Here is a 25,047-nt window from a genome sequence, read left to right as displayed (position 1 = left end):
AAACAAACATCAATGAATAAAACGGAGCTATTACAGCTAATAGAAACCATCACCCCTTTTGATGCAGTGGAAGCAGGTTTTGTAAACCAGATGCGGTGTTACCTTTTGCAAACAGAGGATTATTTTGATAGGAATAACCCGCTTGGGCATATCACTGCCTCTGCTGTGCTTACCAATAGTGATGCTACAAAAATATTATTGCTATGGCACGAAAAATTACAACGGTGGCTGCAGCCTGGCGGGCATGTGGAAGCCGGGATAGACAGTTCTATCCAGCAAGCGGCTTTGCGAGAATTGCTGGAAGAAACAGGATTATTGGCGCATCAGGTAAGCTTGGTTTCGGAAAAGGTTTTTGATTTTGACATCCATTTAATACCCGCCCGAAAAACCGAAGCCGCACATTTTCACTATGATTTCCGTTTTCTTTTTACTTTAACCGATGAGCCAATAGAACTATCTGGTTTTAAATGGATTGACATTGCAGAGATAGTTGAGTTTACTGATGATTCGATGAGTAGGTTTGGGAGGAAGTTGTTGGAGAGGAACGAAACAAGAAAATTATGAGTATATTTAGAGTTCAAGTTTTCAAATAGACTTGACAATAGCATAATATAAAAACTGTCATTTTAATTTTAAAAGCTAAATGAGACGACAAATTATTCTTATTGCATTTCTTTTTTTTAGCAATTTTCTATTTGGGCAAAAACATTTTTGGGAAACAACCCCACAAGGAGTACCTACGGAGAAAGAAATGAAAGCCGAGAGCAGAAACCATCACTGTGTTAAAAAAACAAATACCTCTTTAACGCTTCGGCTTAAACATTATCCATTTAACCTAGCTACGCAAATACAACTCGTTTCCTTTAAAGGAGGCGTGGATACTTCAAAATGGCACGACATGGCAGGCTATACTGATAGCTTACCACGTTTAAATGACACCGTTTGTTATTCTAAATTGATTGAGATAAAACCAATAACCTTTCACCAAGTGGATAAGTTAACAGATATACTTTATAACTATGGTTACGCCGGACCTATACATGTTGGCAGCATCCCCCTTTGCCATAACCCAAGAAATGCAATTTTATTTTTAGATACAAAAGGTAAAGTATTTGCCTATGTAGAAGTTTGCTTTGAGTGCAGTAATACAAAAGAAAGTTCGCCAAAAATATCTTTAGGTCAAATGTGCGATGAAAAAATGAGGATGTTAAAAAACTTTTTCAAATCGGTTGGCATTGAATATGGTATTTTAAGAAATGATTAGATAAATCAATTTTAACCCCCACTTACCCCATCCATCCCTCTATCAATGCATATCCTTTTGGCAATTGTTTTCCATCCTCATCCATAATCCCTTGCTTCAGCAGCCATTGCTCAAATTCAGGGGCGGGGCGAAGGCCTAGGAGTTTCCTTAGGAACAAAGCATCGTGGAAAGAGGTAGATTGATAGTTGAGCATAATATCATCGGCACCGGGAATGCCCATTATAAAATTGCATCCTGCTGTGCCTAACAATACCAATAGGTTGTCCATATCGTCTTGGTCGGCTTCGGCGTGGTTGGTGTAGCAAATATCTACGCCCATAGGCAAGCCCAACAATTTAGCGCAGCAATGGTCTTCTAAAGCAGCACGGATAATTTGCTTTCCATCAAATAAATATTCAGGGCCAATAAACCCCACGACAGAATTCACGAGCAATGGATTGAATTTCCTAGCCACTGCGTAAGCCCTTGCTTCGCAGGTTTGTTGGTCTATACCGTGGTGTGCATTGGCCGAAAGGCTGCTGCCTTGTCCGGTTTCAAAATACATCAGGTTGTTGCCCAAACTGCCACGCTGCAAGCTTAGGCCTGCCTCGTAGGCTTCCTGCAACATATTCAAATTAATCCCGAAACTGCTATTGGTTTTTTCCGTGCCACCGATGGATTGAAACACCAAATCGACAGGTACATTTTCTTGTATCAATTGCATAGATGTGGTTACATGCGTCAACACACAAGACTGCATAGGGATTTCGTATTTTACACGCAAATCGTCCAGCATATACAATAATTTGGCCACCGCAGCTGGGCTGTCGGATGCGGGGTTAATGCCTATTACCGCATCGCCGCTACCATACATCAAGCCATCCACAATGCTGGCGGCAATGCCTTTGGCATCGTCAGTAGGGTGGTTGGGCTGCAAGCGGGTAGAGAATCTGCCTTTTAAACCAATGGTATTTCGGAATTTGGTTACCACTTCGCATTTTTGTGCCACTATTATCAAATCTTGGTTGCGCATCATTTTGCTTACAGCGGCCACCATTTCTGGGGTTAGTCCCGGGGCTATTTGCTGAAGGGTGATAGTATCTGCCATATCGCTTAGCAACCAATCCCGCAATTGCCCTACCGTAAAATGGCTGATGGGTGCAAAAGCATTACTGTCGTGGCTGTCAATAATCAATCTCGTTACCTCATCTTCCTCGTAAGGAACGAGCACTTCGTTTAAAAAAGTTTTCAATGGCAAATCTGCCAAAACCATTTGCGCCGCCACCCGCTGCTCATAAGTAGTGGCCGCCACGCCTGCCAAAGCATCGCCACTGCGGAAAGGGCTGGCTTTTGCCAGCAAGTCTTTCAAGTCTTTGAAATGATATGTGTGATTGTTTACGGTAAACTGCACTATTTACTATTTTGAATTTTGAGTTTTAAATTTTGAATTGGAACAGCTTTTTGCCACTAAGGCTAGAAAGCTCAAAGTAGCAAAAAGGAAAGAAAGAAAGAAAAAAGAATTGCTCATTTTTATGGATTAAAGAAAGGTGGTACTTATAGGACGCCTGCGGCACTTAAAAACCCATCAATTTCCCATGTATTTTTTGTAGAGTATTTTCTACAACAGCTTTCATTTACCGACATGTTTCTAGATGCAAGCCCCCTAGGATTTTGGCTACCATCTGCTTGCAGGTGAGGCATGATATTGGTTTCACTAAAGTGCGTAGTTGCACTAGGGATTGGATTTCCACTAAAAGCTTATTTGTACAATGAATTTATTCGAAAAAAACAAACCTTCACGCAAAATCAACATCACTGGCATCCTGCCCTATGCGTTTGCTAGCTTGAAGAAAAATATCATTGCCCCCATTTTTGGGGGCAACCTGCTGGATAAGTACAAGGATGAACTCCCCCCCTTCCGTGCCGATTTATTTACACTGGAGCAAATAGAGCAATATGCCCAGAAACTGGCCAAAAGCCATGTGCTGATTGAAGGCAAACCCTCCGAGCATTTGCTGGAAAGGCTTTCGGAAAATGAAGGTATCCTGTTGGAAGTACACCAACTGCTCACGGAATCTGTAAAGCAAAGCCATCCCATAGTGCCTGCGGGCGAATGGCTGCTGGATAATTTTTACTTGATTGAAGAGCAGGTTTATACTGCCAAGAAGCATTTGCCCAAAGGCTATAGCAAAGGCTTGCCCCAACTGGCAAAGGGTGCATCGGAAGGTTTACCAAGGGTGTATGACATGGCCATAGAAATGCTGTCGCACACGGATGGGCGTATTGATTTGCAAACCCTAAACCGATTTATAGAAGCGTACCAGAAAGTAACAACGCTACGGATTGGGGAATTGTGGGCATTACCCATCATGTTCCGCTTGGCATTGTTGGAAAACCTGCGCCGCTTGTCTACGCAGATTGCTACGAATATCCTGAACAAAAACCTAGCAGACAAGTGGGCAGACGAGATGACGGAAACAGCCGAGAAAGACCCGAAAAACCTAGTGCTGGTGATAGCGGACATGGTGAGAAGCAACCCGCCAATGGATAGTTCCTTTGTAGCTGAGCTAACTAGGAAACTCCAAGGGAAGGGGCCTTCGCTTGCGTTGCCGCTAAGCTGGGTGGAGCAAAACCTATCGGAAAATGGGCTTACAAGCACAGACCTTGTGCAACTAGAAAACCAAAAGCAAGCGGCAGACCAGCTTTCTATAAGCAACAGTATCGTGAGCCTGCGTTTCTTGAACACGACTAACTGGCGCGACTTTGTAGAACAAGGCAGCATAGTAGAAGCAATTTTGAAAAAAGACCCAGCCAATGTTTATGCCAGCATGGATTTTTTTACCCGGGACAAGTACAGACATGTGGTAGAAAAAATATCAAAGCATAGCTTGCTATCGGAGCAGGACGTAGCCAAGCTGGTGGTAAAATGTGCCGAGAGGCAGGAAGAGGAAAACGCCCCGCTCCGCTGCACGCACGTGGGTTATTACTTAATAGACAAAGGGCTGGCACAAGTAGAAAAAACAACAAAAATAAAGCTGCCTTTGCTGGATAAACTTAAAAAAGTTTTCTGCAAAAGCCCTCTGTTTTTTTACTTGTCAGGCATTGCATTGCTTAGTTTTTTGTTTACCAAAATACTGGTGCATCAGGCATATATAGATGGCCTGCATGGCAAGTATATTTTTGTACTTGCTGCTATTTGCCTGATAGCCGTTAGCCAAACGGCGCATACGCTTATCAACTGGCTAGCTACGCAACTGGCAAACCCGTCTTTGCTGCCCAGCATGGATTTTTCAAAAGGGATTGCGGAAGATTTGCACGCCTTGGTAGTAGTGCCAACCTTGCTTACAAGCCTAGATGACATCGATGGTTTATTAGAGGACTTGGAAGTGCGTTTTTTGGGCAACAGGGACAAGAACCTGCATTTTGCATTGCTTACAGACTTTAAGGATGCCGACAGCGAAACGCTGGCGGAAGACAGCAACCTAGTAGGAACCCTTAGCAATAAAACAATTGCCCTGAACAAAAAATACGGCAGTGAAAACAACGGCTTTTTCTTTTTGTTCCACCGCCCACGCAAGTGGAACGCACAAGAAAAAAAATGGATGGGCTATGAACGAAAAAGGGGCAAATTATCGAATTTGAACGCATTGCTAAGAGGCATTGGGCGGGAGAATTTCATAACTATAATAGGCGATGAGACCATTTTTCCATCCATAAAATATGTAATAACCTTAGATACAGACACCAAGCTACCAAGAGATTCGGCATGGAAGATGGTAGGCACCATGGCACATCCACTAAACCATCCCTTGTATTCAAAAGAAAAACAAAGGGTGGTAGATGGCTATACCATTTTACAGCCAAGGGTTTCCAACAGCCTGCCGGATGCAAGCAGTTCTTTTTATGCAAAAATACATGGCAACGAACCCGGCACAGACCCCTATACAAGGGCGGTATCGGATGTGTACCAGGATTTGTTTAAAGAGGGTTCGTTTATAGGCAAAGGCATTTATGATGTGGACGCTTTTGAGCATTCGCTAAACGGCCGCTTCCCGGACAATAGGATATTGAGCCATGACTTGATAGAAGGCTGCTATGCACGCTCTGGCTTTATAAGCGATGTGCAGTTGTATGAAGCATACCCATCCAATTATAATGCAGACATCAAACGCCGCCACCGCTGGATAAGGGGCGACTGGCAAATTGCCAGGTGGCTGCTGCCCAAAGTACCTGCACCTGACAAGGAGTTTAGGAAAAACCCATTGACTGCTCTTAGCCGCTGGAAAATATTTGATAACCTTCGCAGGAGCATGGTGCCGCTGTGTATCACGTTTTTGCTGCTGTTTGGCTGGGTTACGGGTTCGTCATGGTTCTGGACTGTTAATATCATTCTGCTGTTTATCATTCCTGCTGGCCTCAATTTTGGGTGGTCGCTCTGGCGTAAGCCAAAAGAAATGGTGATGTACCAGCACCTAATGTACACTGTGAGGGGCAGCATGGAAAGTTTGTTCCAGCAAATACTAGACTTTGCTTTTTTGCCTTACGAAGCCTACATTAATACAGATGCCATTTTGCGTACCGCTTGGCGGATGATTTTCTCCAAAAAGAAATTATTGGAGTGGAACCCATCTACCAATACCATTAATACCATCCCCAAAAAAATTGTTTCCACTTTTGGTGCCATGTGGGTAGCCCCATTACTATCCACTGGCACTTTGTTTTACCTATTCTGGCACGCTTCTGTTGCATTGATTATACAGTTGCCCGTATTGCTCCTATGGTTTTTTTCGCCCTTGTTAGCATGGGTAATTAGCCAAAATGAGAAAAGCAAGGATGTTGTACTTGACGAGAAACAAACCATTTACCTGAAAGCACTTGCTAGGAAAATATGGGCATTCTTTGAAACTTTTGTAGATGCAGGCGACAACTGGCTGCCGCCAGACAACTACCAAGAACATCCTGTACAAAGGATAGCACACCGCACATCGCCCACCAATATCGGGCTTTCGTTATTGTCTAATTTAACAGCTTATGATTTTGGCTATATTTCCATAGGCAAGTTTATTGAACGTACTACCAATACCTTCAATACCATACAAGCCTTGGAAAAATACCGGGGGCATTTATACAATTGGTATGATACTGTTTCTTTAGCACCCTTGAATCCACGCTATATTTCAACGGTGGATAGTGGCAATTTTATTGGCCATCTGGTAACCTTGAAACAGGGCTTGCTACTGCTCCCGCAACAAAAAATATTTAACCCAAGGGCATTTGACGGCTTGATGGACACAGTGAATGTATTGATGGAGGCTCATGACAATAACAAACTGATAGAATCTTTTAAAAAAGAACTGGAAGGCATTATGTCATCTTACCCCGAGACATTGCCCGATGCAAAAGGCTGCTTGCAATTTTTGGGGGACGAGTATGCAAAAATTGTAGCTGCTTATAATTTTAAAGAAGTAGCCAAAGAAGAACTATTGCTATGGATTGATTTGCTGGGCAGGCAACTAAACGATATACACAACGACTTGAACTCGCTAGCACCTTGGGCATCGCTGGCTTTGCCTTCTGCAAAATTCAACGATATACTATCCTTGGTATCCAACATCCCAACGCTTCAAGAATTGGCTAGGGTGCATATTGAGTTATTGCCCCATATCAAATCTAAATATTCGCCCGACAATACACAAGTGGAAACGCAATGGCTGGATGCGTTTACAAACGCCGTGATTGAAGCTGGCAGACGGGCAAAAGACAGCATACAAACGATAGAAAGGCTGGTACAAAAGTCAACGGATTTTGTCACTGTTGACTATGACTTTTTGTACGATAACAAACAGCATTTGTTTACCATTGGCTACAGCACCGTGGACCACAGGCCAGACAATAGCTATTACGACTTATTAGCTTCCGAGGCAAGGTTAGGCATTTTTGTTTCCATTGCACAAGGCAAAATACCCCAGGAAACATGGTTTGCACTGGGCAGGCAGCTAACCAGCATGGGCAGTAGCCCTGTGCTGATTTCTTGGAGTGCATCAATGTTTGAATATTTGATGCCCATGCTGGTAATGCCTTCGTATGAAAATACCTTGCTGAATCAAACCCACCATGCCATTGTACAAAAACAAATAGACTATGGCAGGAAAAGGGACGTTCCATGGGGCATTTCAGAATCGGGGTATAATATTGTTGACTCTAACCTCAATTACCAATACCGTGCGTTTGGCGTGCCGGGGCTGGGCTTGAAGCGTGGATTGGGCGAAGACTTGGTCATTTCCCCCTATTCTACTATCATGGCATTGATGGTAATGCCTGAAGAGTCGTTCACTAATTTAAAGCGGATGAAAGGGGATGGTTTTGAAGGTAATTATGGCTTTTACGAAGCGGTTGACTATACTGCATCCCGCTTGCCAAGAGGGCAAGAAAATGTGGTAATCCGTTCTTTCATGGCTCACCATCAGGGCATGAGCTTTCTTTCCCTAGCTTATTTGCTTTTAGGAAAGCCCATGCAAAAAAGGTTTGAGGCAGACGTCCAAATACAAGCTACTTTGTTGCTGTTGCAAGAACGCATACCAAGGGTTTCTACCTTCTACTCCCCAGGCGTGCATGTGTCCGATACCAATATAAAGGAAGAAACCAACGAAGTGCCTATACGGGTTATCACCACGCCGCATACGCCCGTGCCAGAAGTGCAACTATTGTCAAACGGCAGGTACCATGTGATGGTTACCAATGCAGGTGGCGGCTACAGCCGATGGAAAGATATAGCCATAACAAGGTGGCGTGAAGATGCAACAAAGGACAACTGGGGCGCATTTTGTTTTATAAGGGATTTGGAAAGTAAAGAAGCATGGTCCACGGCCTATCAGCCTTTGTTGCTAGAAGGCGATGGGTACGAAGCGGTGTTCTCGCAAGGCAGGGCAGAATTTAGGAGGAAGGATTACCAATTGGAAACGCATACCGAAATAGTGGTTTCGCCCGAGGACGATGTGGAATTGCGGAGGGTACATATAACCAACCGTTCCCGCAAGAAAAGGACAATAGAAGTAACCAGCTATGCAGAGGTAGTACTGACCAATCAAAATGCAGACGTGGCCCATACTGCGTTCAGCAACTTGTTTGTACAAACAGAAATTGCAGAGCAGCGCAATGCCATTATCTGCACACGCCGCCCACGCAGCGAAAGCGAACACCACCCCACGATGTTCCATTTGATGAAAGTGCATAATGCGAAGGAACAACACGTAAGCTACGAGACCAACAGGGCAAAATTTATAGGAAGGGGCAATACCATCCACGCACCATATGCTATAAAAAATCCTGAACCGCTGTCAAATTCGCAGGGTTCTGTGTTGGATCCTATTATCAGCATCCAATACAGGATAGAAATTGAACCCTACCAAACAGTAATTATAGACATGGTAACCGGCATAGCCGAAACCAAGGAACAAAACAACCTGTTGATAGAAAAATACCAAGACAAGTTTATGGCCGACCGTGCCTTTGAACTGTCATGGACACATAGCCAAGTAGTATTGAGGCAAATAAATGCAAGCGAGCCAGATGCGCAATTGTTTGGCAAGCTGGCAAGTTCTGTTATTTATACCAATGCTGCCATGCGAGCGGATGCCAGCATTATCAGCCAAAACACCCGTGGGCAATCTGGGTTGTGGAGTTATTCCATTTCGGGCGACCTCCCAATAGTGTTGCTGCAAATAGAAAGCCTAGGCAATATACAACTGGTAAAACAAATGATACAAGCGCATGCTTACTGGCGTTTGAAAGGGCTAATAGTTGACTTGGTAATCTGGAACGAAGACCATGGCGATTACAGGTTTACCCTGCAAAACCAAATAATGGGCTTGATAGCCCCAAGCCTAAGCATGGACATGAAAGAACAGCCGGGCGGCGTGTTTATCCGCTCTGCCGACCAGATTTCTCAGGAAGACAGGATATTGTTCCAAGCAGTGGCAAGGCTGGTTATCAGCGATAAATTTGGCACGCTGGATGAGCAATTGAACCGCCGTTCAAAATTAAAAACAATTATACCTTATTTCACGCCAACCAAGTTCCACCCATCGGTTGCAACATCTGTAAAAATACCTGACGATTTGCAGTTCTTCAATGGCATGGGTGGCTTTGCCAACAATGGAAAAGAATATGTGATAGTAACCAAGCCCAACCAAATAACCCCTGCCCCTTGGTGCAATGTGTTAGCCAATGCCAATTTTGGCAGCATTGTTTCCGAAAGCGGGCAAGCCTACACATGGATAGACAATGCCCATGAATTCCGCTTGACACCATGGAACAACGACCCTGTAAGCGACCTTGCAGGCGAGGCATTTTATATAAGAGACGAAGAAAGCGGCAAATTTTGGTCGCCCACGCCATTGCAAGCCCGTGGCAAAACGCCCTATATTACCAGGCACGGCTTTGGGTACAGCAGTTTTGAGCATAGTGAAGACGGCATTGGTAGCCAAATGACCGCTTTTGTAGATGCGGAAGTGGCGGTGAAATGTATCATACTCAAATTGTACAACCAATCTGGCAGGCTAAGGAAATTATCTGCAACAGGGTATGTAGAGTGGGTAATGGGCGAAATAAGGCCAAAAACGCAGATGCACACCGTTACAGAAACCGATATGCACCTATCTTGCCTTTTTGCAAGGAACGCTTACAATACAGAGCTGGAGGGCAGGACTGGCTTTTTGGAAGTAGACGACACAGTAGCTAGTTTTTCTGCAGACAGGGCATTGTTTATAGGCCGCAACGGCACTTTGCAAAACCCGGAAGCAATGTACAAATCGAAGCTATCGGGAAGATCCGGTGCAGCATTGGACCCATGTGCTGCCCTGCAAGTAGTTTTTGACATAGCTGATGGCGAAGAATATGAAATTATCTTTAAGCTAGGGGCTGGCAGGAACAAGCAAGACGCAATAGAAATTATCCAGCAGTTTAAAGGGCGTGATAAAGTATATGCAGCCTTGGAAAAGGTAAAAAATTACTGGCAGCAAACATTAAACGTGGTGCAGATAGAAACACCCGATGCCGCATTGAATATATTAAGCAATGGCTGGCTGAACTACCAAGCGTTGGCCTCCCGTATTTGGGGACGAAGCGGGTTTTACCAATCTGGCGGGGCATTTGGCTTTAGGGATCAATTACAGGATGTGTTGTCTATTATGCACAACAAGCCTGAAATAGCAAGGGAACAAATTTTGCTAAATGCTTCACGCCAGTTTAAAGAAGGCGATGCGCAGCATTGGTGGCACCCACCAGTGGGCAGGGGCGTACGAACAACCTGCTCGGATGATTACCTATGGCTGCCCTTTGTAACCGCAAAATATGTGCACCATACGGGCGACGTGGCTATACTGGATGAAAATGTACATTTTCTTGAAGGCAGGCTGCTGAACCCGGGCGAGGAGTCTTCTTATGATTTACCCTCCAAATCGCAACAAACAGCCAGCTTATATACCCACTGCATGAAAGCCATAGAAAATGGACTAAAATTTGGCGTGCATGGCCTGCCGCTGATGGGTTCGGGCGACTGGAACGATGGCATGGACAAAGTGGGGGAACATGGCAAAGGGGAAAGCGTATGGCTGGCTTTTTTCCTTTATGATACTTTGATGCGTTTTAGCGAAGTGGCCACTATGAAAAACGACTTGGTTTTTTATACCCATTGCATAGATGAGGCAAAAAAATTGCAAAGCAACATAGAGCAAAATGCTTGGGACGGCAACTGGTACAAAAGAGCGTTTTTTGATGATGGCACACCATTGGGCTCCGTGATAAACGATGAGTGCAAAATTGACTCCATTGCCCAAAGCTGGAGCGTGCTTTCCAAGGCTGGCAATGAACAGCATTCTATGATAGCCATGAAGTCAGCAGCAAAGTATTTAGTGCGGAAAGAGCAAGGCTTTATACAATTGTTCAACCCGCCATTCGACAAATCGACACTGAACCCAGGCTATATAAAAGGCTATGTGCCTGGCGTACGGGAAAACGGGGGGCAATATACCCATGCCGCCATCTGGCTAATCATGGGTTTTGCAGCACTTAAAGACAGGCAAAGGACATGGGAATTGCTAAAAATGGTAAACCCTATCAACCGTGCTATTGACCAAGGCAGTGTGGCAATGTATAAAGTAGAACCCTATGTAATGGCTGCAGATGTATATGCAGAGCCATCGAACCTTGGGCGTGGTGGATGGACATGGTACACTGGCTCGGCAGGGTGGACTTATCAATTGATTATAGAGTATGTGCTAGGCTTGCAACGCAAAGGCAACGAACTGCATTTTGAACCTTGCTTCCCAGAAGAATGGGCATGGTACAAAATAAGCTACCAGTACAAAACGGCTACCTATCATATCCATTTTATCCAGCAAAGAGAAACGGATAAAAAAATGACTATTTCAATTGACGGGATAGAACAATCAGAAATTTTTGTTACCCTGTTAGATGATAATAGCACCCATGAAGTAGTGGTGAGCTTAGGAGATGGTGGGTAAGGATTGGGATAGAATACTATGGAGAGGGACTAACCATAGGTGATACACCGTCAAATAGCTAGTGCTAAGTTTAATTTTTCAGCCCACATTGCTTCTAAAATGGAAATTGCATACATTTAAGTTATCAATTACAATATTATGTTAGCAGAAAACTGCGTTTTTAAAAACGGAACAATAAAAATGGGCAATGGCTACTCTTCTCAGAAACCCGAGAAAGTAATTTCCAAATTCCTGCGGATAGAGGTATGAGTCATGGTTTCCCAAAAGCTAGTCGCTTTCTACGAACTCTTTCTTGAGCATGTTTTAAAAATGTGTTTATTACAGATGATTATAGGGAAAAAAGATTAAAAATATTGCATACCCATAATCATTAGTATCAAATATTAAACCTAACGCACTCCCTTGCCCCCCACAGGAATATGCGGCTTTTTCTCATATTGTACTTTTACTCTTGCCCCATATGCTTCTACCGAATCGAATAGTATTTTCATTTCCAACGGGTGCATCTGGTAGTATTTGTAGCTATTGTAAAATTGCTCACGGGTAGTATTGTTATGTTCAAACACTTTTTGGTAGAGGGCTATATTTTTTTTCTGCGGCCTGGCAAGCGAGTCTTTTATGGCCATTTGCCCAAATAGGTTATCGGCCATTACCATATCCCACATTACAAATTTCATGTCGGGTATTTGCAGCACCGTATTGTTTTTATTGCCGCAGGCAATGCCAAATAACAACAATAATAAGGTGCAATTTATAAAGCGTTTATCTAATTTGTAATTCAAAATTTAAAATTTAAAATTCAAAATTACTTAGTCTCATCTTTGTAGCGTTGCGCATTCGTTATATCTAGCTTGGCTAAAATATCCACAGCTTTTGCTTTATCATCTGGAGCGGCTTTTTTAAAAACCCCTATCAGCTCGTTTGTTTTGCTCTGCATAAAAAACTGGACAATAGCAGTATTTGCATTTTCGTTATTAAAAGCCTGGAGCTGGGTGATGGACTGGAGTATATTTTTCCTTGCTTCTGCATCGCTGGCATACAACTTATCCAACCCAGAACGATAGTAAGAGTAAAACACATCATGCACAATGCTGTACTTGGTGTTTACCAAGTTTTCATTCAGCCAATACCTGTTCCGCAAGCCATCAAATAATTTCCATCCATTTATATTACTCGATTCTGGGGCGTTGTTCACAATATTCAATGCTTTCTGATAATACTTGTCGCCGCCCTTGGGTGAATAAGAATCATAATCCAAGCCCAAAATGGTATAGGCATAATATGCAAAAACTGCAGACAAGTTGCCAATCATTGGGTCGGAACCTTGTACCCTGCTTTCATTAAAATCTATAGGTTGGTACTCTACATACTTAAATGATATGTCTGGATCCTGTAAATTTATCAGGGCAGACTGGTAGCTGCTGCTGTGTACAGGCCTTCCTGCTTGTATAATCAATGACCCTTTGTAAACATTTGTTTCTACAATACTTTCTACATTCAGCAGAAAGCTACAGGATATTTTTTCGTTCTGCTTAAAATCGTCACCTGTCCATTTACGGTTATTCATAAAGTTATTCAACTGGTTTTGCAGTGTTACGAATACCTTTTTGTCCACCGTACTGTTGATACGGCTAGCATTCACGGTTACTTTTACCTGCAACTCTTGTGCATGTAGAAGCACGCAAAAAAGTGATGATAAAATGCTTATGGCTATTTTCTTACTCATTGATTTTTTGCAATATAAATGATACAATGTCTTTTGCAACGGCTGCTTTGCTTTTCAAGCCAAATTCAATCATCTCGCCCGACTTATGCAATAATGTTATTTTATTAGTATCGTGTCCAAAGCCTGCCTTTTCGTCTCGAAGTGAATTCAAAACTATGCAATCTGCATTTTTTGCCTTCAATTTTAGCAAGGCATTTTCTTTTTCGTTATTGGTTTCCAACGCAAACCCAACCAAAAATTGCCCTTGATGCTTCTGCAGGCCTACTTGGTACAAAATATCTTTTGTTTTGTTTAGCTCTATTTGCCAAGCAGCCTCTTTCTTTTTTACTTTTTCAGTAGCTACTGTTGCAGGCGTATAATCGGCCACAGCAGCACTCATTATTATGATATTGCTTTCAGCAGCCGGCCCCATGCATGCGTTATACATATCATTTGCCGATATTACATCTATCCTTTTTATACTAGTATAGGGCAATTTTTCCTTTGATGGCCCCGAAACAATTGTTACGTCAGCACCCTTTTCAAACAATTCCTTTGCGAGGGCAAAGCCCATTTTACCAGAAGAATGGTTGCCGATGAACCGTACGGGATCAAGTGCTTCGTACGTTGGCCCTGCCGTAATCAGTACTTTTTTGCCAGCAAATTCGTTTGTCCTGCAAAAATGTTCTTTTATATAAACCAATATTTCTTCGGGCTCAGCCACTCTGCCCTCCCCTACAAGGCCACTTGCAAGCTCACCGTTTTTCACAGCAATTACCTTGTTGCCATACGCTTTTATAGTAGCTATATTTTTCTTTGTGGCAGGGTGGTGCCACATATCTTCATCCATTGCCGGGGCAACCACAATAGGGCAAGTAGCCGAAAGATAAGTGGCCATCAACAAATTATCGCAAATGCCATTTGCCATTTTTGCCAATGTATTGCAGCTAAGCGGCACTATTACAAAAACATCTGCCCACCTGCCAAGCTGAACATGGTTTGCCCACTCATCGTTGGTGGCCAAATCCTGCAATACTTTGTTTTTAGAAAGCGTGGCCAACACCAATGGCGATACAAATTCTTTTGCAGCAGTAGTCATTACTATTTTTACTTCTGCGCCTTCTTTTACGAATAAACGGGTAAGCAGTATGGTTTTATAAGCCGCAATGCTGCCGCTAACCCCTATTAATATTTTTTTTCCTGCCAGCATCGTTTAGAAAATTTTAAATTTTGTATTTTAAATTTTAAATTTAAATACGTTGCTACTACTAAATACCTAAATGGTGAAATTATACCCGATTAGTAAAAAATACTTTCTACTAATTGCCTTATTATGATTGCTAATTTATTGAAAAGATGAAAATAACAAAAAACGACAGTATTGCTACTGCCGTTTTTTGTTAAATATCTTCACACATTTAATTATCTAAATAAGTCATTGTCATTTTTACGATAATATATTTTATCATCCATAAATTCATATAGTGCCAAAATAGGTGCGTTGGGTATTTTTTCATACACTTTAGAGATTTCAATTTGCTCTTTGTTCTCATGTATCTCTTCAAGGCTGTCTGTGTGGCTTGAAAATTCTTCTAGCTTGTTGTGCAATTCTTCACGGATTGATATATTTATCTGGTTGGCCCTACGTGAAGCAATAGCGATTGATTCGTAAAGATTGCCAGTTTTGGCTTTAATATCTATCAAGCTTTTGGTTTCAATTACTGCTGGCATATTGCCAACATTGAAAGGTTTTTTTGATTTACTCATTTTTTTATACTTTTTAAAAAATTATTTGCCTGCGATTTATACTCGTTTATACTACTTAACAATTTACTATCTGGGTAGCGCTCTTTAAAATCTGCACATTCTGATACTACTTTTTCAAACCGTTCTTTTTGTTTTTCCTCATAACTAAGCTCGGCATACTTATAATATGCTTTTATTGCAGTCAACTTATACTCCTCCCCATGCTTTGAATCGGGGTAATTTTCTAATAATGTGCCGAAGGAAACTGCGGCACCCTTGTAGTAGCCAAGGCTATAATACAATTCTGCTGCTTTATAATCTTTCAACTCCAGCTTTTCCCTGCAGGCATCTATTAAATCAGTTGCTTCTTTTACCCTTGCTGATGAAGGGTGGGTACTAATAAAAGCCTGAAAAAGGCCTGCCGCCTTTGTTGTGTTAGCCTGATCTAAATCTACTTTTGGCGATTGCTTATAATATGTATAAGCACGCATATAGTCGCATTCTTCCGTTCTATTGCTTGCAGGGAATGTTTCGGTAAATGTTTTAAATAAATTTTCAGCATTCACATAATCTTCCTGGTAATAATAACTATACGCTAGCATATAAAACAACTCCTCATATTTTGCCGTACCCCTAACATAAGGAGTTAGCGATTCAAATAACTGTTGGGCGAAGGTGTATTTTTTTTCTTTGTAATATTCCTCAGCCATTTTGTATTTATACTCAAAATCATTGCTTTTTTGAATCCTAGCAAACTTAGAAGTACAGCTGCCTAAACAAATTACCAGACTAAAAAAAATAAATATCCTGAGCATATTTTCAAAAAATTCAATTGGCTGCAATGTATCATTCTTACAAAGAAATAAACATTACCGATGGTTAATGATATGCCAAAATGCAAAGTTATACATTTCAAGCTACTTTATTTCTTAAAATATTTAAACCTAACAAGTACTAAAAAAAGCTGCTTGGCAAATGCCAAGCAGCTTTTAACTATTTCACCTAAAATATATTATTTTTTAGATTTTAAATTTGGGTGTGGTGCTGGTACTGTGTTAGGTCCTTCTTCTGTAGTTCCTTGAAGATCTACAGTATTTGCATCGCCATCTTGACCATAAACAAATATTACCCTGCTTTCAGAAATACCGTTTTTCTCAACTAAATATTTAATTACAGCACTTACTTTTTCATAGCTCAACTGCTGTGCAGCTTTGCTAGAAGCACCATAACCAATTACTTTTACTTTACAACCTGGGTTTGCTTTCAATTGAGCAGCAGCAGATGCTAAAATCGTTTCTGCATCTTTAGTCAACTTAGCACCATTTTTGAATTGCACGCTTGGCAATGAAGTGATATTGCAATCGCCGCTACCGCCTTTCAACAAACCTTCTTTTTTAAGTTTTTCCAGTTCGTTCCTTACATCAGAGCAGCAAGTTGATTCTGGGCAACTGCCAACACCGTCTGCATTTACAGGGAAGCATTTAGAAGGTGTCAATAATTCTTTGTCTTTATAATCAGGTACACCATCACCATCCGTATCCCTTGCTACACCACGCGAATCTACTGGAACACCAGCCGGGGTATTTGGTTCCAAATCAAACTGGTCTGGTATGCCATCCTTATCCGCATCTGGAAGTGTAACTTTTGGCATTTTCATGTGCGTAGGATTGTTCAACTCACTATATACATAGTCGTTGGGGTTAATCCACCACAATGGCTCGGTTTTTTTTGAGCCAATTGTTTTTTGTGCAAAGGAGCTAATTGAAGATAATGCAATCAATCCTGCAATTAAGAGTATTTTTTTATTTGTCATTTCCTTGAAATTTAAATTTAATAAATTGAGTTAAAGTTGTAAATAATGATTAAATCAATATTTTACAGGTTATAATTTATCTTAAGTGCTGAGTAACTATAAATATCGCTTCCACCTCCTTCAGTATGGTATGCATCAATGTAATCAAATTTAAGTAGAGGTGCTGTAAAGCGTTGTTCTACACCAATGTTCCATTTTGTATTTACCTTGAAAGCTAAGCCAACTCCATAGCTATATCCTAAGAACCAAGCCTCATGACCAGTTTTGCTAGTCCAAGGCAATAAATTTCTACGTGGGAAGTTTCTAAGATCTTGGTATTTACCGGTAACTTCATTTTTAAATTGTGTAGCAGAAGCTATCATATCAAGCCCTCCTAAAACGTAAATATTTGCTTTTGGATCACCACGATAATTGCTAAAAGTATTCAAAGAAGCAAGAAAATCAATTGCAATTGAGTGAGTAATATTTTTGTAATCATGCGTGTAGTAGCTTGGCGTATTTCCAAAACCAAGATCATTGATACTGGCATAATTGTTTTTAGATGCTTTACCTGTGTTATATGAACCAAAATAACCCAACCTGTAGGAAAAAGTGTTATTGATTGCTTTCCTTAGTGTAAGGCTTCCACCCAAACCTAAGCCAAATTTAACATCTCCAAATATTACAGATGGTCCACCTGCAAGACTAAATTCCCAAGCATTGCGTGGCTTTGGAGGGAACGGGTTTTTGTTTTGCAAAAACTCTGTAAATTGTGTTGTGCTGTTTGGATCTACAACAGAAGAATCTTTCCAATCCCAACCTGATGTTTGTGCGAAGCTTGCTACTTGTAATGTTAGCAACAAAGCTACTAATACTGCGTACTTTTTGTTTACCATAATTATTGTTTAAAATGTTGAACGTATAAATTTTAAAAAAACTGGGCGAAAATATATAAATCAATGTAATTAATAAGTTTCGAGCCAGTGTTATACATTATGACAAACAGAGAACTATAAATGCTGCTTTGTTTTATTTATTCTTTTTCACAAGTATATTGCACCCATTATTTTATATGGAATTAGCCAAAAAAATCATATCGAAAGAGTTGGGTTTGTTCGAAGCGCACTTCAGGGATGCAGTACGGAGCAGGGTTGCATTGCTAGACCGCATCATGGAATACATCGTGAAACGCAAGGGGAAGCAGCTAAGGCCTATGTTTGTGCTGCTATGCGCCAAAATGGGTGGCCCCATCACGGAGGCAAGCTATAGGGCTGCATCACTAGTGGAGTTGCTACACACTGCCACACTGGTGCACGACGACGTGGTGGACGAAGCAGACGAAAGGCGTGGCTTTTTTAGCATCAATGCCCTTTGGAAAAATAAAATTGCAGTATTGGTTGGCGACTACCTGTTATCGAAAGGGTTGCTGCTTTCGCTGAACCACAAGGATCATCAAATATTGCAAATACTTTCAGAGGCTGTAAAGCTGATGAGTGAAGGGGAGTTGCTACAAATTGAAAAATCACGCAACCTAAACCTAAAAGAGGCCGTTTATTATGACATAATCAATGGCAAAACAGCTTCTTTGCTTGCTTCTGCCTGTGCAGCAGGAGCTTGTAGCACGTTTGACAAAGCCGAGGATATAGAAAAAATGCGGCTATTTGGCGAAAAGGTGGGCATGGCTTTCCAGATAAAAGACGATTTATTCGATTATGGAAATGCTGATATTGGCAAGCCTACCGGTAATGACATCAAAGAAAAGAAATTGACCCTGCCCCTGATTTACACTTTGAACAATTGTGAACCCCTTGTTAAAAAGAAAATTATTTATATCATTAAAAATCAAAACACAGACAAGGAAAAAGTAGCGTATATTATTAATGAGGTAAAAAAAGTTGGGGGCATTGACTATGCCACTACCAAAATGTTTGCGTTTAGGGACGAGGCACTTGCCCTATTGCATAGTTTTGAGAAAACAGAAACGAGGGAAGCACTCGAGGAACTGGTACGCTATACTACCGACAGGGCTTATTAAAAAATTGGTTGAGTTTATTTTTTTGTTATTATTCAATACCTTGTTTTAAATGGTGAAATAATGCCTTAGACCTAAAATGAGGCGGTTGTTGGCATTGCTGCCATCGGCTTCTTATAAAACCAAACCACACCTACAAAACTTACATTTACGTGGATTGGAAATCCATTTTATCTCTTTACACGACATGCCCTGCTGAAGATTTTTCCCAGCGGACTAAACCTGGATTTTGCAGTTAAAATCTATTGCAAGCCCCAACTACTTTAAACACCAGCATTTGCTTGAGTTTTTGGCCTTGCAATAGTACACTATGTTTTCGACCAAAAATTCGGCTCAAATACTTGTCTTTATTGCATTTGAGCCTTTCATAACGAAGTCAACTGCAAAATGCGGGTTAAATCAATCATTTTTTGTTTTGCTAAAAATTCTCCCAACTCCACTTGTAATAATTTTTCTGTAATAAAACCAACTATTACAAAATTTTTATTACAACTTTGTAATGAAATATCGTGAATAAATCAAATTATTACAATAAAATTATTACAACATGAACTGGTTGCAGGAATTGCGGGAAAAACATGGCTTATCGCAGGAAAATTTAGCGTTTTACTTATCTGTTTCGCAAAGCACAATTGCCTTGGCCGAGAAAAACCTACGAGAACTACCCACGGCTGCCATGCTGCAACTAGCGCCTCTTTTGAAAGAAGAGGAAGCAGGTGCATTATCTGGCATCCTAGCGGCTTTAGTAGCTTCGCAGCAAGCTGATGATGAGGTTTTGGCAGCTAAAATATGGTCAACACAAATGCAAGAAAGCAAAATGAAACTAGACAGGGCAAAAAGAAAATTGGCTGCCATGCAGCAAAAATGCCTGCAGGCCAGCCAAGCCTTGCTATTGGCCAATCGCTTGGCTGGCCAAGCTAGCAAGGAGCAGCGCACGAAGGCTTTTGTAGATTTGATAACGATTGATGCTTTTGAAACCTTAAGCAAAAATGGCAAGGCAGAGCAGGCAAAACTGCAAATAGACATTAAAATGCACGAAGCAATAATTGATTAATAATTGATAGTAACATGCTTAGAACACAGCTAGTAAAAAAAGAGTTATTACCTAGGTGCAATTGATGACAACATACCAGTAAGTAACTTTTTCAAAATAACTTTCCCCATTATTGGCACTTAACTATCATGGCTAAAGCCATTTAGCCAAAAACAAGATATTATTTACATCGGGGAAAGTTATTTTGAAACTATTACTAAGAAACAAAAGAGGCTCAAAATTTTAAGGGAAAAGAAAAATAAAGCGTTTAATCCTTTTTTGTTTGTGTACCCTAGTGCTTTCATGCCTTTGTGGCTATATAAATGGCTAGTAGCAACAAAAAGGCTAAAGTTGTTTGAAAGTTTCACTTACTTTGTTGCATTCAGGAAGCATTTTGTTATTTTGCCCGCCCTATATAGTTTCAACCCATCTAAACCCAGTATCGAGACTGCTTTTTGGGCAGTTTTGATAAAAATAAAGCAAAATGCAGAAAAAATGGAACATACTTGCAAGCAACCACAGCAAAACCCAAACACTGTTTGAGGTGCTGAAGGTGAGCAAAACACTATGTGCCATACTGGTGCAGCGGGGCATAGATGATTTTGAAAAAGCAAAGCAATACTTCCGCCCGCAATTGGCAGGCTTGCACAGCCCATGGTTGATGAAAGACATGGAAAAAGCAGTGAACCGCATATTGAAGGCGTTTGAACAAAAAGAAAAAATACTGGTCTTTGGCGATTACGACGTGGATGGAACCACAAGCGTGGCCACCGTTTACCAATTTCTAATTCATATATACAATGAGGTAGCCTATTATATACCCCACAGGTACAAAGAGGGCTATGGGGTAAGCAAAATGGGCATTGATTATGCTAACGAACAAGGCATCACCCTTATTATCTCGCTTGATTGTGGCATTAAAAGCATTGAATTAATTGATTATGCCCAAACATTGGGGATAGATTTCATCGTGTGCGACCACCATTTGCCCGATGCAACCCTGCCAAAAGCAGTGGCCATTTTAAATGCCAAGCAAAAAGAATGCAACTACCCTTACAAAGAATTGTGTGGCTGCGGCGTAGGTTTCAAGCTATTGCAGGCATTAGCCGAAAAACTGCAACTTCCAGCTGAAAACTATCTGCAATACCTAGACTTGGTTGCCACGGCCATTGCTGCCGACATAGTACCTATAACGGGCGAAAACAGGATATTGGCCTATTACGGCATAAAAAAAGTAAACGAAAACCCATGCCCAGGCATCAAAGCACTGCTGCAACTGTCTGCCATTAAAAAAGAAATGCACGTAACCAACCTTGTGTTTGTAATTGCCCCCCGCATCAATGCTGCTGGCCGAATGGACGATGCAAAAAAAGCCGTGCAGTTATTTATTGAGCAAGACATTACAAAGGCTTTGGCCATTGCAGAGCTATTGCATAGCGACAACACAGACAGGCGGGAAGCTGATGCAAGCATAACGGAAGAAGCGCTTGCCATGCTGGAGGCCAATGAAATAGGGAAAACGAAAAAATCGACCGTTGTGTACCAGCCGCATTGGCACAAAGGCGTGGTGGGCATTGTAGCCAGCAGGTTGATAGAAACTTATTACCGCCCCACGGTGGTGCTTACCCGCAGTGGCGACTTGGTTTCTGGCAGTGCCAGGAGTGTTACCGGGTTCAATTTATACGAAGCCGTACACGCCTGCAAGGAGCATTTGATAGGCTATGGGGGGCATTTTGCTGCCGCGGGCATGACATTGCTACCAGACAATGTAAACCCTTTTATACAAGCGTTTGAGCAGGTAGTATCCAGCACTATCTCGCCCGACTCGCTTGTGCCAGAAATTATTATCGATGCAGAAATAAAACTAAACGACATCACGCAAGGTTTTTTTAAACTAATTAACCAGATGGAACCTTTTGGCCCAGACAATATGCGGCCCGTGTTTATTACCCGCAAAGTAAGCGAGACAGGCTTTAGCAAAATAGTAAAAGAGCAGCATGTGCGTTTTGTGCTGAAACAAGGAAACGTAATAATGAATGGCATCGGCTTTAACATGGCAGAAAAATTCACCTTGTTGCAAATGGACGAGCCTGTTGACATTGTTTATACCTTGGAACTGAACGAATGGAACAACGAAACCAACATCCAGCTAAAAATGATAGACGTTAAATTGAGTTTTGATTAGGAGCAATGAATTATAATTGAGACGTAGGATTTGAGGTTTGTGAATAGTTGCTATTTTATTGTTACAAAGTTGAAAACACATGGCTCTCATTTCTTTTTTTGCCACATTTCATTTAATTTTATACCATGAAAAGAATATTACCTTCTGCTTTGTTGCTGGGTCTTTGTTTTGCTGCCTGTATCCATCACAAAGCAAATGCAACTAATGCCGCTATAGTTGCTGGCAACAAAAAAGACACAATACCTCTGGCTAAACAAGCTAGCCATGCTCAAAGCACAAGCCCTGTTTTAAAAGATACCATAACGCCCCAGTACATGGGCTTGGCCTTCCCCGACTTTCGTATTTTGCAATCGGTAAACAAAAAAAGCAAGGACAGCACTTGGTTTAGCCCTAAGGATTTGCCTACAAAAAGGCCATTGGTTATTACTTATTTCAGCCCAGAATGCGGCCATTGCCACCACGAGATGAAAGAAATACTGAAAAACATGGACAGCCTGAAACAAGCTTTCTTTGTGTTTGCAAGTTTTCATGATTTAGATTCTATCAAAGGGTTTGCAGAAAAATATGAGCTAAGCAAGTACAGCAATATAGCCATGGGGCGGGACACAAAATATTATCTCCCGGTTTTCTATCATGTAAAGTTCACTCCGTTTGTAGCTGTTTACGATGCCGACAGGATGCTTGTTAAAGTGTATGAGCAAGGGGCAGATATGCACGAAATGATACAATTAGTAAATGCGGCACCTGCCGGGAACGCAACCGATAAAAAAAGCAAAAAAAAGGCTGCCACCAACTAAATGCACATTACTTTTGCACCGCAAATAAAAATGTTCATTTAACTAAAGATTATTGTATGAAAATTACTGTAGTTGGTGCAGGTGCCGTGGGTGCAACTTGCGCAGACAACATTGCCCGCAAAGAGCTGGCCACCGAATTAGTATTGCTAGACATCCGTGAAGGTTTTGCAGAAGGCAAAGCACTGGATATGACCCAAACGGCTGCCCTGCTAGGGTTCGATACCAAGATTACAGGCAGCACCAACGACTACTCCAAGACTGCTGGCAGCGATGTAGTGGTAATTACTTCTGGCTTGCCCCGCAAACCCGGCATGACTCGCGAAGAACTGATTGGAACAAACGCAAACATCGTAAAAAGTGTTGCTGAAAATATTTTGAAATATTCGCCCGATGCCATCATCGTGGTTATCTCTAACCCAATGGATACCATGACATATTTGGCTTTGCAAAGCACTGGCTTGCCAAAGAACAAAATCATTGGCATGGGTGGCATCTTGGACAGTGCAAGGTTTAAATGCTACCTAAGCGCAGCTTTGGGGGCTAACCCAAGCGATTTAAACGCTATCGTAGTAGGTGGCCACGGCGACACGACAATGATACCTTTAATCCGTTACGCAACTTGGAACAGTGCTCCTGTTACTGATTTCTTGACGGAAGAACAACAACAAAAAGTAGTAGCCGACACAATGGTAGGTGGTGCAACCCTTACCAAATTAATCGGTACTTCTGCTTGGTATGCACCAGGTGCTGCCGGAGCTGCATTGGTAGAAGCAATAGTACGTGACGAGAAAAAACTATTCTCTTGCTGCGTTGCCCTTGATGGTGAATACGGTCAGTCTGATATTTGCTTGGGTGTACCAGTAATCATCGGTAAAAACGGTGTTGAAAAAATTATCGATTACAAACTGAACGAAACCGAACAAGCTGCCTTCGATAAGAGCGCCGCTGCAGTAAGGAACATGAACGATGTATTGAAGACTTTGTAATTAAATCTTTGATTTGCATATAGTAAAAAGCCCCTAAGCCAAAATGGTTTAGGGGCTTTTGTTTATATCCAATTTTGTATAAAGAAAGCAAAAAAAGAGTAAATAACTATCCTATGGGGTTATTGGGTTCTTAGCTGCTACTACATGAGCCAAAATTTCTTGGTCTAATCCTTTCTTGTGCTGGTTTAATAAATTAATAAGCATTTGCAGGTTTGGTTCATGGATAAGGGCTAAGTTGAAATTTATTTTTTGCTGGTTATAACGCTCCTTATTGCCGTATTCTTTTAAAAGTAGTTCTATATTTTCTGGAATGAAGAATGTTGCTTTTTCCTTGAGATGCTTTTTAAATTCGGTTACATAAATTCCAATCCCTGCAAAGTCGTAATCGCCAAAGTGCAAATAGGTGTTTGGGATGCGTTGCAACCATTTTATTAAATCCTTGCTTTGGTTTTGAGGGTATCGGCTAATGAACAAGGGGGTAATGTTTTTAAACAGATATTGCTGCCGCTTAATATACCTGAAATTTTCCGGGTTCTCAATCCCTACGATGGTTGTTTCTATTGAGGGAATGAAGGTTTCAAAATCATATACAAAGCTAAAACTACCTTCTTGAGGATGAATGGTAAAAGGTTTGTTGTTTAGGGTTGCTTGTATGGGCAAGTAGCTATTTACCAAAAAGCCTTTAAAAGTCCTTACTGCCTTTAATTTTGAATCTGCCGAGACAGTAACAAAGTCTGCCCGGGAGGCGTTTTCATTTTTTAGCGTTTCAATATAAGTAGCTAGGTCTGTAATGGCGCATTGGTTTTGCAGGTACAAATGCAATGACTGGCTGTTTCGTAGGGTTAGTGTTTTTTTAATCCGGCCTTTTCTTTCAAGGATGGCTTCTGTTACCAAATCGTCTATCAAAATGTGCCTTGCCTCGCTTCCATTAATGGCTTTACCATTTAACAATAGCAATAATTTTTCAGCAATATGCAAGGGTATCTTCATAACAATGTTTGAAAG

General features: G+C 41.4%; 17 protein-coding genes. 8 read left to right on the top strand and 9 right to left on the bottom strand.

Annotation, left to right across the window (positions count from 1 at the left end):
- Positions 1 to 12 precede the first annotated feature (12 nt).
- Together ACHFIY_RS08140 and ACHFIY_RS08135 are read left to right on the top strand one after the other, a co-directional pair.
- Positions 13 to 564, top strand: a complete 552-nt coding sequence (locus tag ACHFIY_RS08140) for an NUDIX hydrolase (protein ID WP_410845582.1) — start codon at positions 13 to 15, stop codon at positions 562 to 564.
- 334 nt (positions 565 to 898) lie between these two features.
- Entirely contained in the window at positions 899 to 1,264 is a 366-nt protein-coding gene (locus tag ACHFIY_RS08135; protein WP_410845581.1) for a hypothetical protein, read from the top strand.
- 22 nt (positions 1,265 to 1,286) lie between these two features.
- Here ACHFIY_RS08135 and ACHFIY_RS08130 read toward each other — a convergent pair whose 3' ends face one another.
- Positions 1,287 to 2,654, bottom strand: a complete 1,368-nt coding sequence (locus tag ACHFIY_RS08130) for an ethanolamine ammonia-lyase subunit EutB (RefSeq protein WP_410845580.1) — start codon at positions 2,652 to 2,654, stop codon at positions 1,287 to 1,289.
- A gap of 358 nt (positions 2,655 to 3,012) precedes the next feature.
- Here ACHFIY_RS08130 and ACHFIY_RS08125 point away from each other — a divergent pair, with 358 nt between their 5' ends.
- Positions 3,013 to 11,766 carry a GH36-type glycosyl hydrolase domain-containing protein gene (locus tag ACHFIY_RS08125; RefSeq protein WP_410845579.1) on the top strand — a complete coding sequence of 2,918 codons (8,754 nt, stop codon included), beginning with the start codon at positions 3,013 to 3,015 and terminating at the stop codon, positions 11,764 to 11,766.
- 389 nt (positions 11,767 to 12,155) lie between these two features.
- Here ACHFIY_RS08125 and ACHFIY_RS08120 read toward each other — a convergent pair whose 3' ends face one another.
- The 7 genes from ACHFIY_RS08120 to ACHFIY_RS08090 form a co-directional block, all read right to left on the bottom strand.
- Positions 12,156 to 12,548 (bottom strand): DUF4296 domain-containing protein, encoded by a 393-nt coding sequence (locus ACHFIY_RS08120; RefSeq protein WP_410845578.1) that lies wholly within the window; start codon positions 12,546 to 12,548, stop codon positions 12,156 to 12,158.
- Between the two features lie 23 nt (positions 12,549 to 12,571).
- On the bottom strand, positions 12,572 to 13,492 hold the full coding sequence (gene porD / locus ACHFIY_RS08115; protein ID WP_410845577.1) for a type IX secretion system protein PorD: 921 nt from the start codon (positions 13,490 to 13,492) through the stop codon (positions 12,572 to 12,574).
- Positions 13,485 to 14,681 carry a bifunctional phosphopantothenoylcysteine decarboxylase/phosphopantothenate--cysteine ligase CoaBC gene (gene coaBC, locus ACHFIY_RS08110; RefSeq protein WP_410845576.1) on the bottom strand — a complete coding sequence of 399 codons (1,197 nt, stop codon included), beginning with the start codon at positions 14,679 to 14,681 and terminating at the stop codon, positions 13,485 to 13,487. Before coaBC ends, porD begins: the two co-directional genes overlap by 8 nt.
- Positions 14,682 to 14,893: 212 nt before the next feature.
- Positions 14,894 to 15,238 (bottom strand): DNA-directed RNA polymerase subunit omega, encoded by a 345-nt coding sequence (locus ACHFIY_RS08105; protein WP_410845575.1) that lies wholly within the window; start codon positions 15,236 to 15,238, stop codon positions 14,894 to 14,896.
- Positions 15,235 to 16,032 (bottom strand): outer membrane protein assembly factor BamD, encoded by a 798-nt coding sequence (locus tag ACHFIY_RS08100; RefSeq protein WP_410845574.1) that lies wholly within the window; start codon positions 16,030 to 16,032, stop codon positions 15,235 to 15,237. The genes ACHFIY_RS08105 and ACHFIY_RS08100 overlap by 4 nt, the downstream gene beginning before the upstream one ends.
- Before the next feature lie 197 nt (positions 16,033 to 16,229).
- The gene (locus ACHFIY_RS08095; protein ID WP_410845573.1) at positions 16,230 to 17,030 is read right to left on the bottom strand and encodes an OmpA family protein; all 801 of its coding nucleotides are present in this window, start codon (positions 17,028 to 17,030) and stop codon (positions 16,230 to 16,232) included.
- Between the two features lie 62 nt (positions 17,031 to 17,092).
- Complete coding sequence (locus ACHFIY_RS08090) at positions 17,093 to 17,905, bottom strand: hypothetical protein (protein ID WP_410845572.1); 813 nt, start codon at positions 17,903 to 17,905, stop codon at positions 17,093 to 17,095.
- A 176-nt stretch (positions 17,906 to 18,081) separates the two neighbouring features.
- Here ACHFIY_RS08090 and ACHFIY_RS08085 point away from each other — a divergent pair, with 176 nt between their 5' ends.
- The 5 genes from ACHFIY_RS08085 (at position 18,082) to mdh (ending at position 24,042) form a co-directional block, all read left to right on the top strand.
- Positions 18,082 to 19,044, top strand: a complete 963-nt coding sequence (locus ACHFIY_RS08085; protein ID WP_410845571.1) for a polyprenyl synthetase family protein — start codon at positions 18,082 to 18,084, stop codon at positions 19,042 to 19,044.
- A 544-nt stretch (positions 19,045 to 19,588) separates the two neighbouring features.
- Complete coding sequence (locus tag ACHFIY_RS08080) at positions 19,589 to 20,095, top strand: helix-turn-helix domain-containing protein (RefSeq protein ID WP_410845570.1); 507 nt, start codon at positions 19,589 to 19,591, stop codon at positions 20,093 to 20,095.
- A gap of 463 nt (positions 20,096 to 20,558) precedes the next feature.
- Positions 20,559 to 22,259, top strand: a complete 1,701-nt coding sequence (recJ, locus tag ACHFIY_RS08075) for a single-stranded-DNA-specific exonuclease RecJ (RefSeq protein WP_410845569.1) — start codon at positions 20,559 to 20,561, stop codon at positions 22,257 to 22,259.
- 125 nt (positions 22,260 to 22,384) lie between these two features.
- Complete coding sequence (locus ACHFIY_RS08070) at positions 22,385 to 23,056, top strand: peroxiredoxin family protein (RefSeq protein ID WP_410845568.1); 672 nt, start codon at positions 22,385 to 22,387, stop codon at positions 23,054 to 23,056.
- Between the two features lie 56 nt (positions 23,057 to 23,112).
- Positions 23,113 to 24,042 carry a malate dehydrogenase gene (gene mdh / locus ACHFIY_RS08065; RefSeq protein ID WP_410845567.1) on the top strand — a complete coding sequence of 310 codons (930 nt, stop codon included), beginning with the start codon at positions 23,113 to 23,115 and terminating at the stop codon, positions 24,040 to 24,042.
- Positions 24,043 to 24,153: 111 nt separating this feature from the next.
- Here the strand turns inward: mdh and ACHFIY_RS08060 are convergent, their stop codons facing one another.
- Positions 24,154 to 25,032, bottom strand: coding sequence for a DUF7281 domain-containing protein (locus ACHFIY_RS08060; protein ID WP_410845566.1), 879 nt, complete (start codon positions 25,030 to 25,032; stop codon positions 24,154 to 24,156).
- Between the last annotated feature and the right edge of the window lie 15 nt (positions 25,033 to 25,047).

The organism is Parasediminibacterium schistidii (genome assembly GCF_046546515.1).
GTDB lineage: Bacteria > Bacteroidota > Bacteroidia > Chitinophagales > Chitinophagaceae > Parasediminibacterium.
The sequence above is the reverse complement of the archived record's forward strand: the minus strand, read 5'-3'. Positions and strand labels throughout refer to the sequence as shown.

What these genes read in the sequence shown, in the direction of transcription:
- ACHFIY_RS08080 (WP_410845570.1), top strand. Translation starts at nt 19,589, where the DNA reads ATGAACTGGTTGCAGGAATTGCGGGAAAAACATGGCTTATCGCAGGAA.
- ACHFIY_RS08135 (WP_410845581.1), top strand. Translation starts at nt 899, where the DNA reads ATGGCAGGCTATACTGATAGCTTACCACGTTTAAATGACACCGTTTGT.
- coaBC (WP_410845576.1), bottom strand. Translation starts at nt 14,681, where the DNA reads ATGCTGGCAGGAAAAAAAATATTAATAGGGGTTAGCGGCAGCATTGCG.
- ACHFIY_RS08125 (WP_410845579.1), top strand. Translation starts at nt 3,013, where the DNA reads ATGAATTTATTCGAAAAAAACAAACCTTCACGCAAAATCAACATCACT.
- porD (WP_410845577.1), bottom strand. Translation starts at nt 13,492, where the DNA reads ATGAGTAAGAAAATAGCCATAAGCATTTTATCATCACTTTTTTGCGTG.
- ACHFIY_RS08100 (WP_410845574.1), bottom strand. Translation starts at nt 16,032, where the DNA reads ATGCTCAGGATATTTATTTTTTTTAGTCTGGTAATTTGTTTAGGCAGC.
- ACHFIY_RS08105 (WP_410845575.1), bottom strand. Translation starts at nt 15,238, where the DNA reads ATGAGTAAATCAAAAAAACCTTTCAATGTTGGCAATATGCCAGCAGTA.
- ACHFIY_RS08090 (WP_410845572.1), bottom strand. Translation starts at nt 17,905, where the DNA reads ATGGTAAACAAAAAGTACGCAGTATTAGTAGCTTTGTTGCTAACATTA.
- recJ (WP_410845569.1), top strand. Translation starts at nt 20,559, where the DNA reads ATGCAGAAAAAATGGAACATACTTGCAAGCAACCACAGCAAAACCCAA.
- ACHFIY_RS08085 (WP_410845571.1), top strand. Translation starts at nt 18,082, where the DNA reads ATGGAATTAGCCAAAAAAATCATATCGAAAGAGTTGGGTTTGTTCGAA.
- mdh (WP_410845567.1), top strand. Translation starts at nt 23,113, where the DNA reads ATGAAAATTACTGTAGTTGGTGCAGGTGCCGTGGGTGCAACTTGCGCA.
- ACHFIY_RS08060 (WP_410845566.1), bottom strand. Translation starts at nt 25,032, where the DNA reads ATGAAGATACCCTTGCATATTGCTGAAAAATTATTGCTATTGTTAAAT.
- ACHFIY_RS08140 (WP_410845582.1), top strand. Translation starts at nt 13, where the DNA reads ATGAATAAAACGGAGCTATTACAGCTAATAGAAACCATCACCCCTTTT.
- ACHFIY_RS08095 (WP_410845573.1), bottom strand. Translation starts at nt 17,030, where the DNA reads ATGACAAATAAAAAAATACTCTTAATTGCAGGATTGATTGCATTATCT.
- ACHFIY_RS08070 (WP_410845568.1), top strand. Translation starts at nt 22,385, where the DNA reads ATGAAAAGAATATTACCTTCTGCTTTGTTGCTGGGTCTTTGTTTTGCT.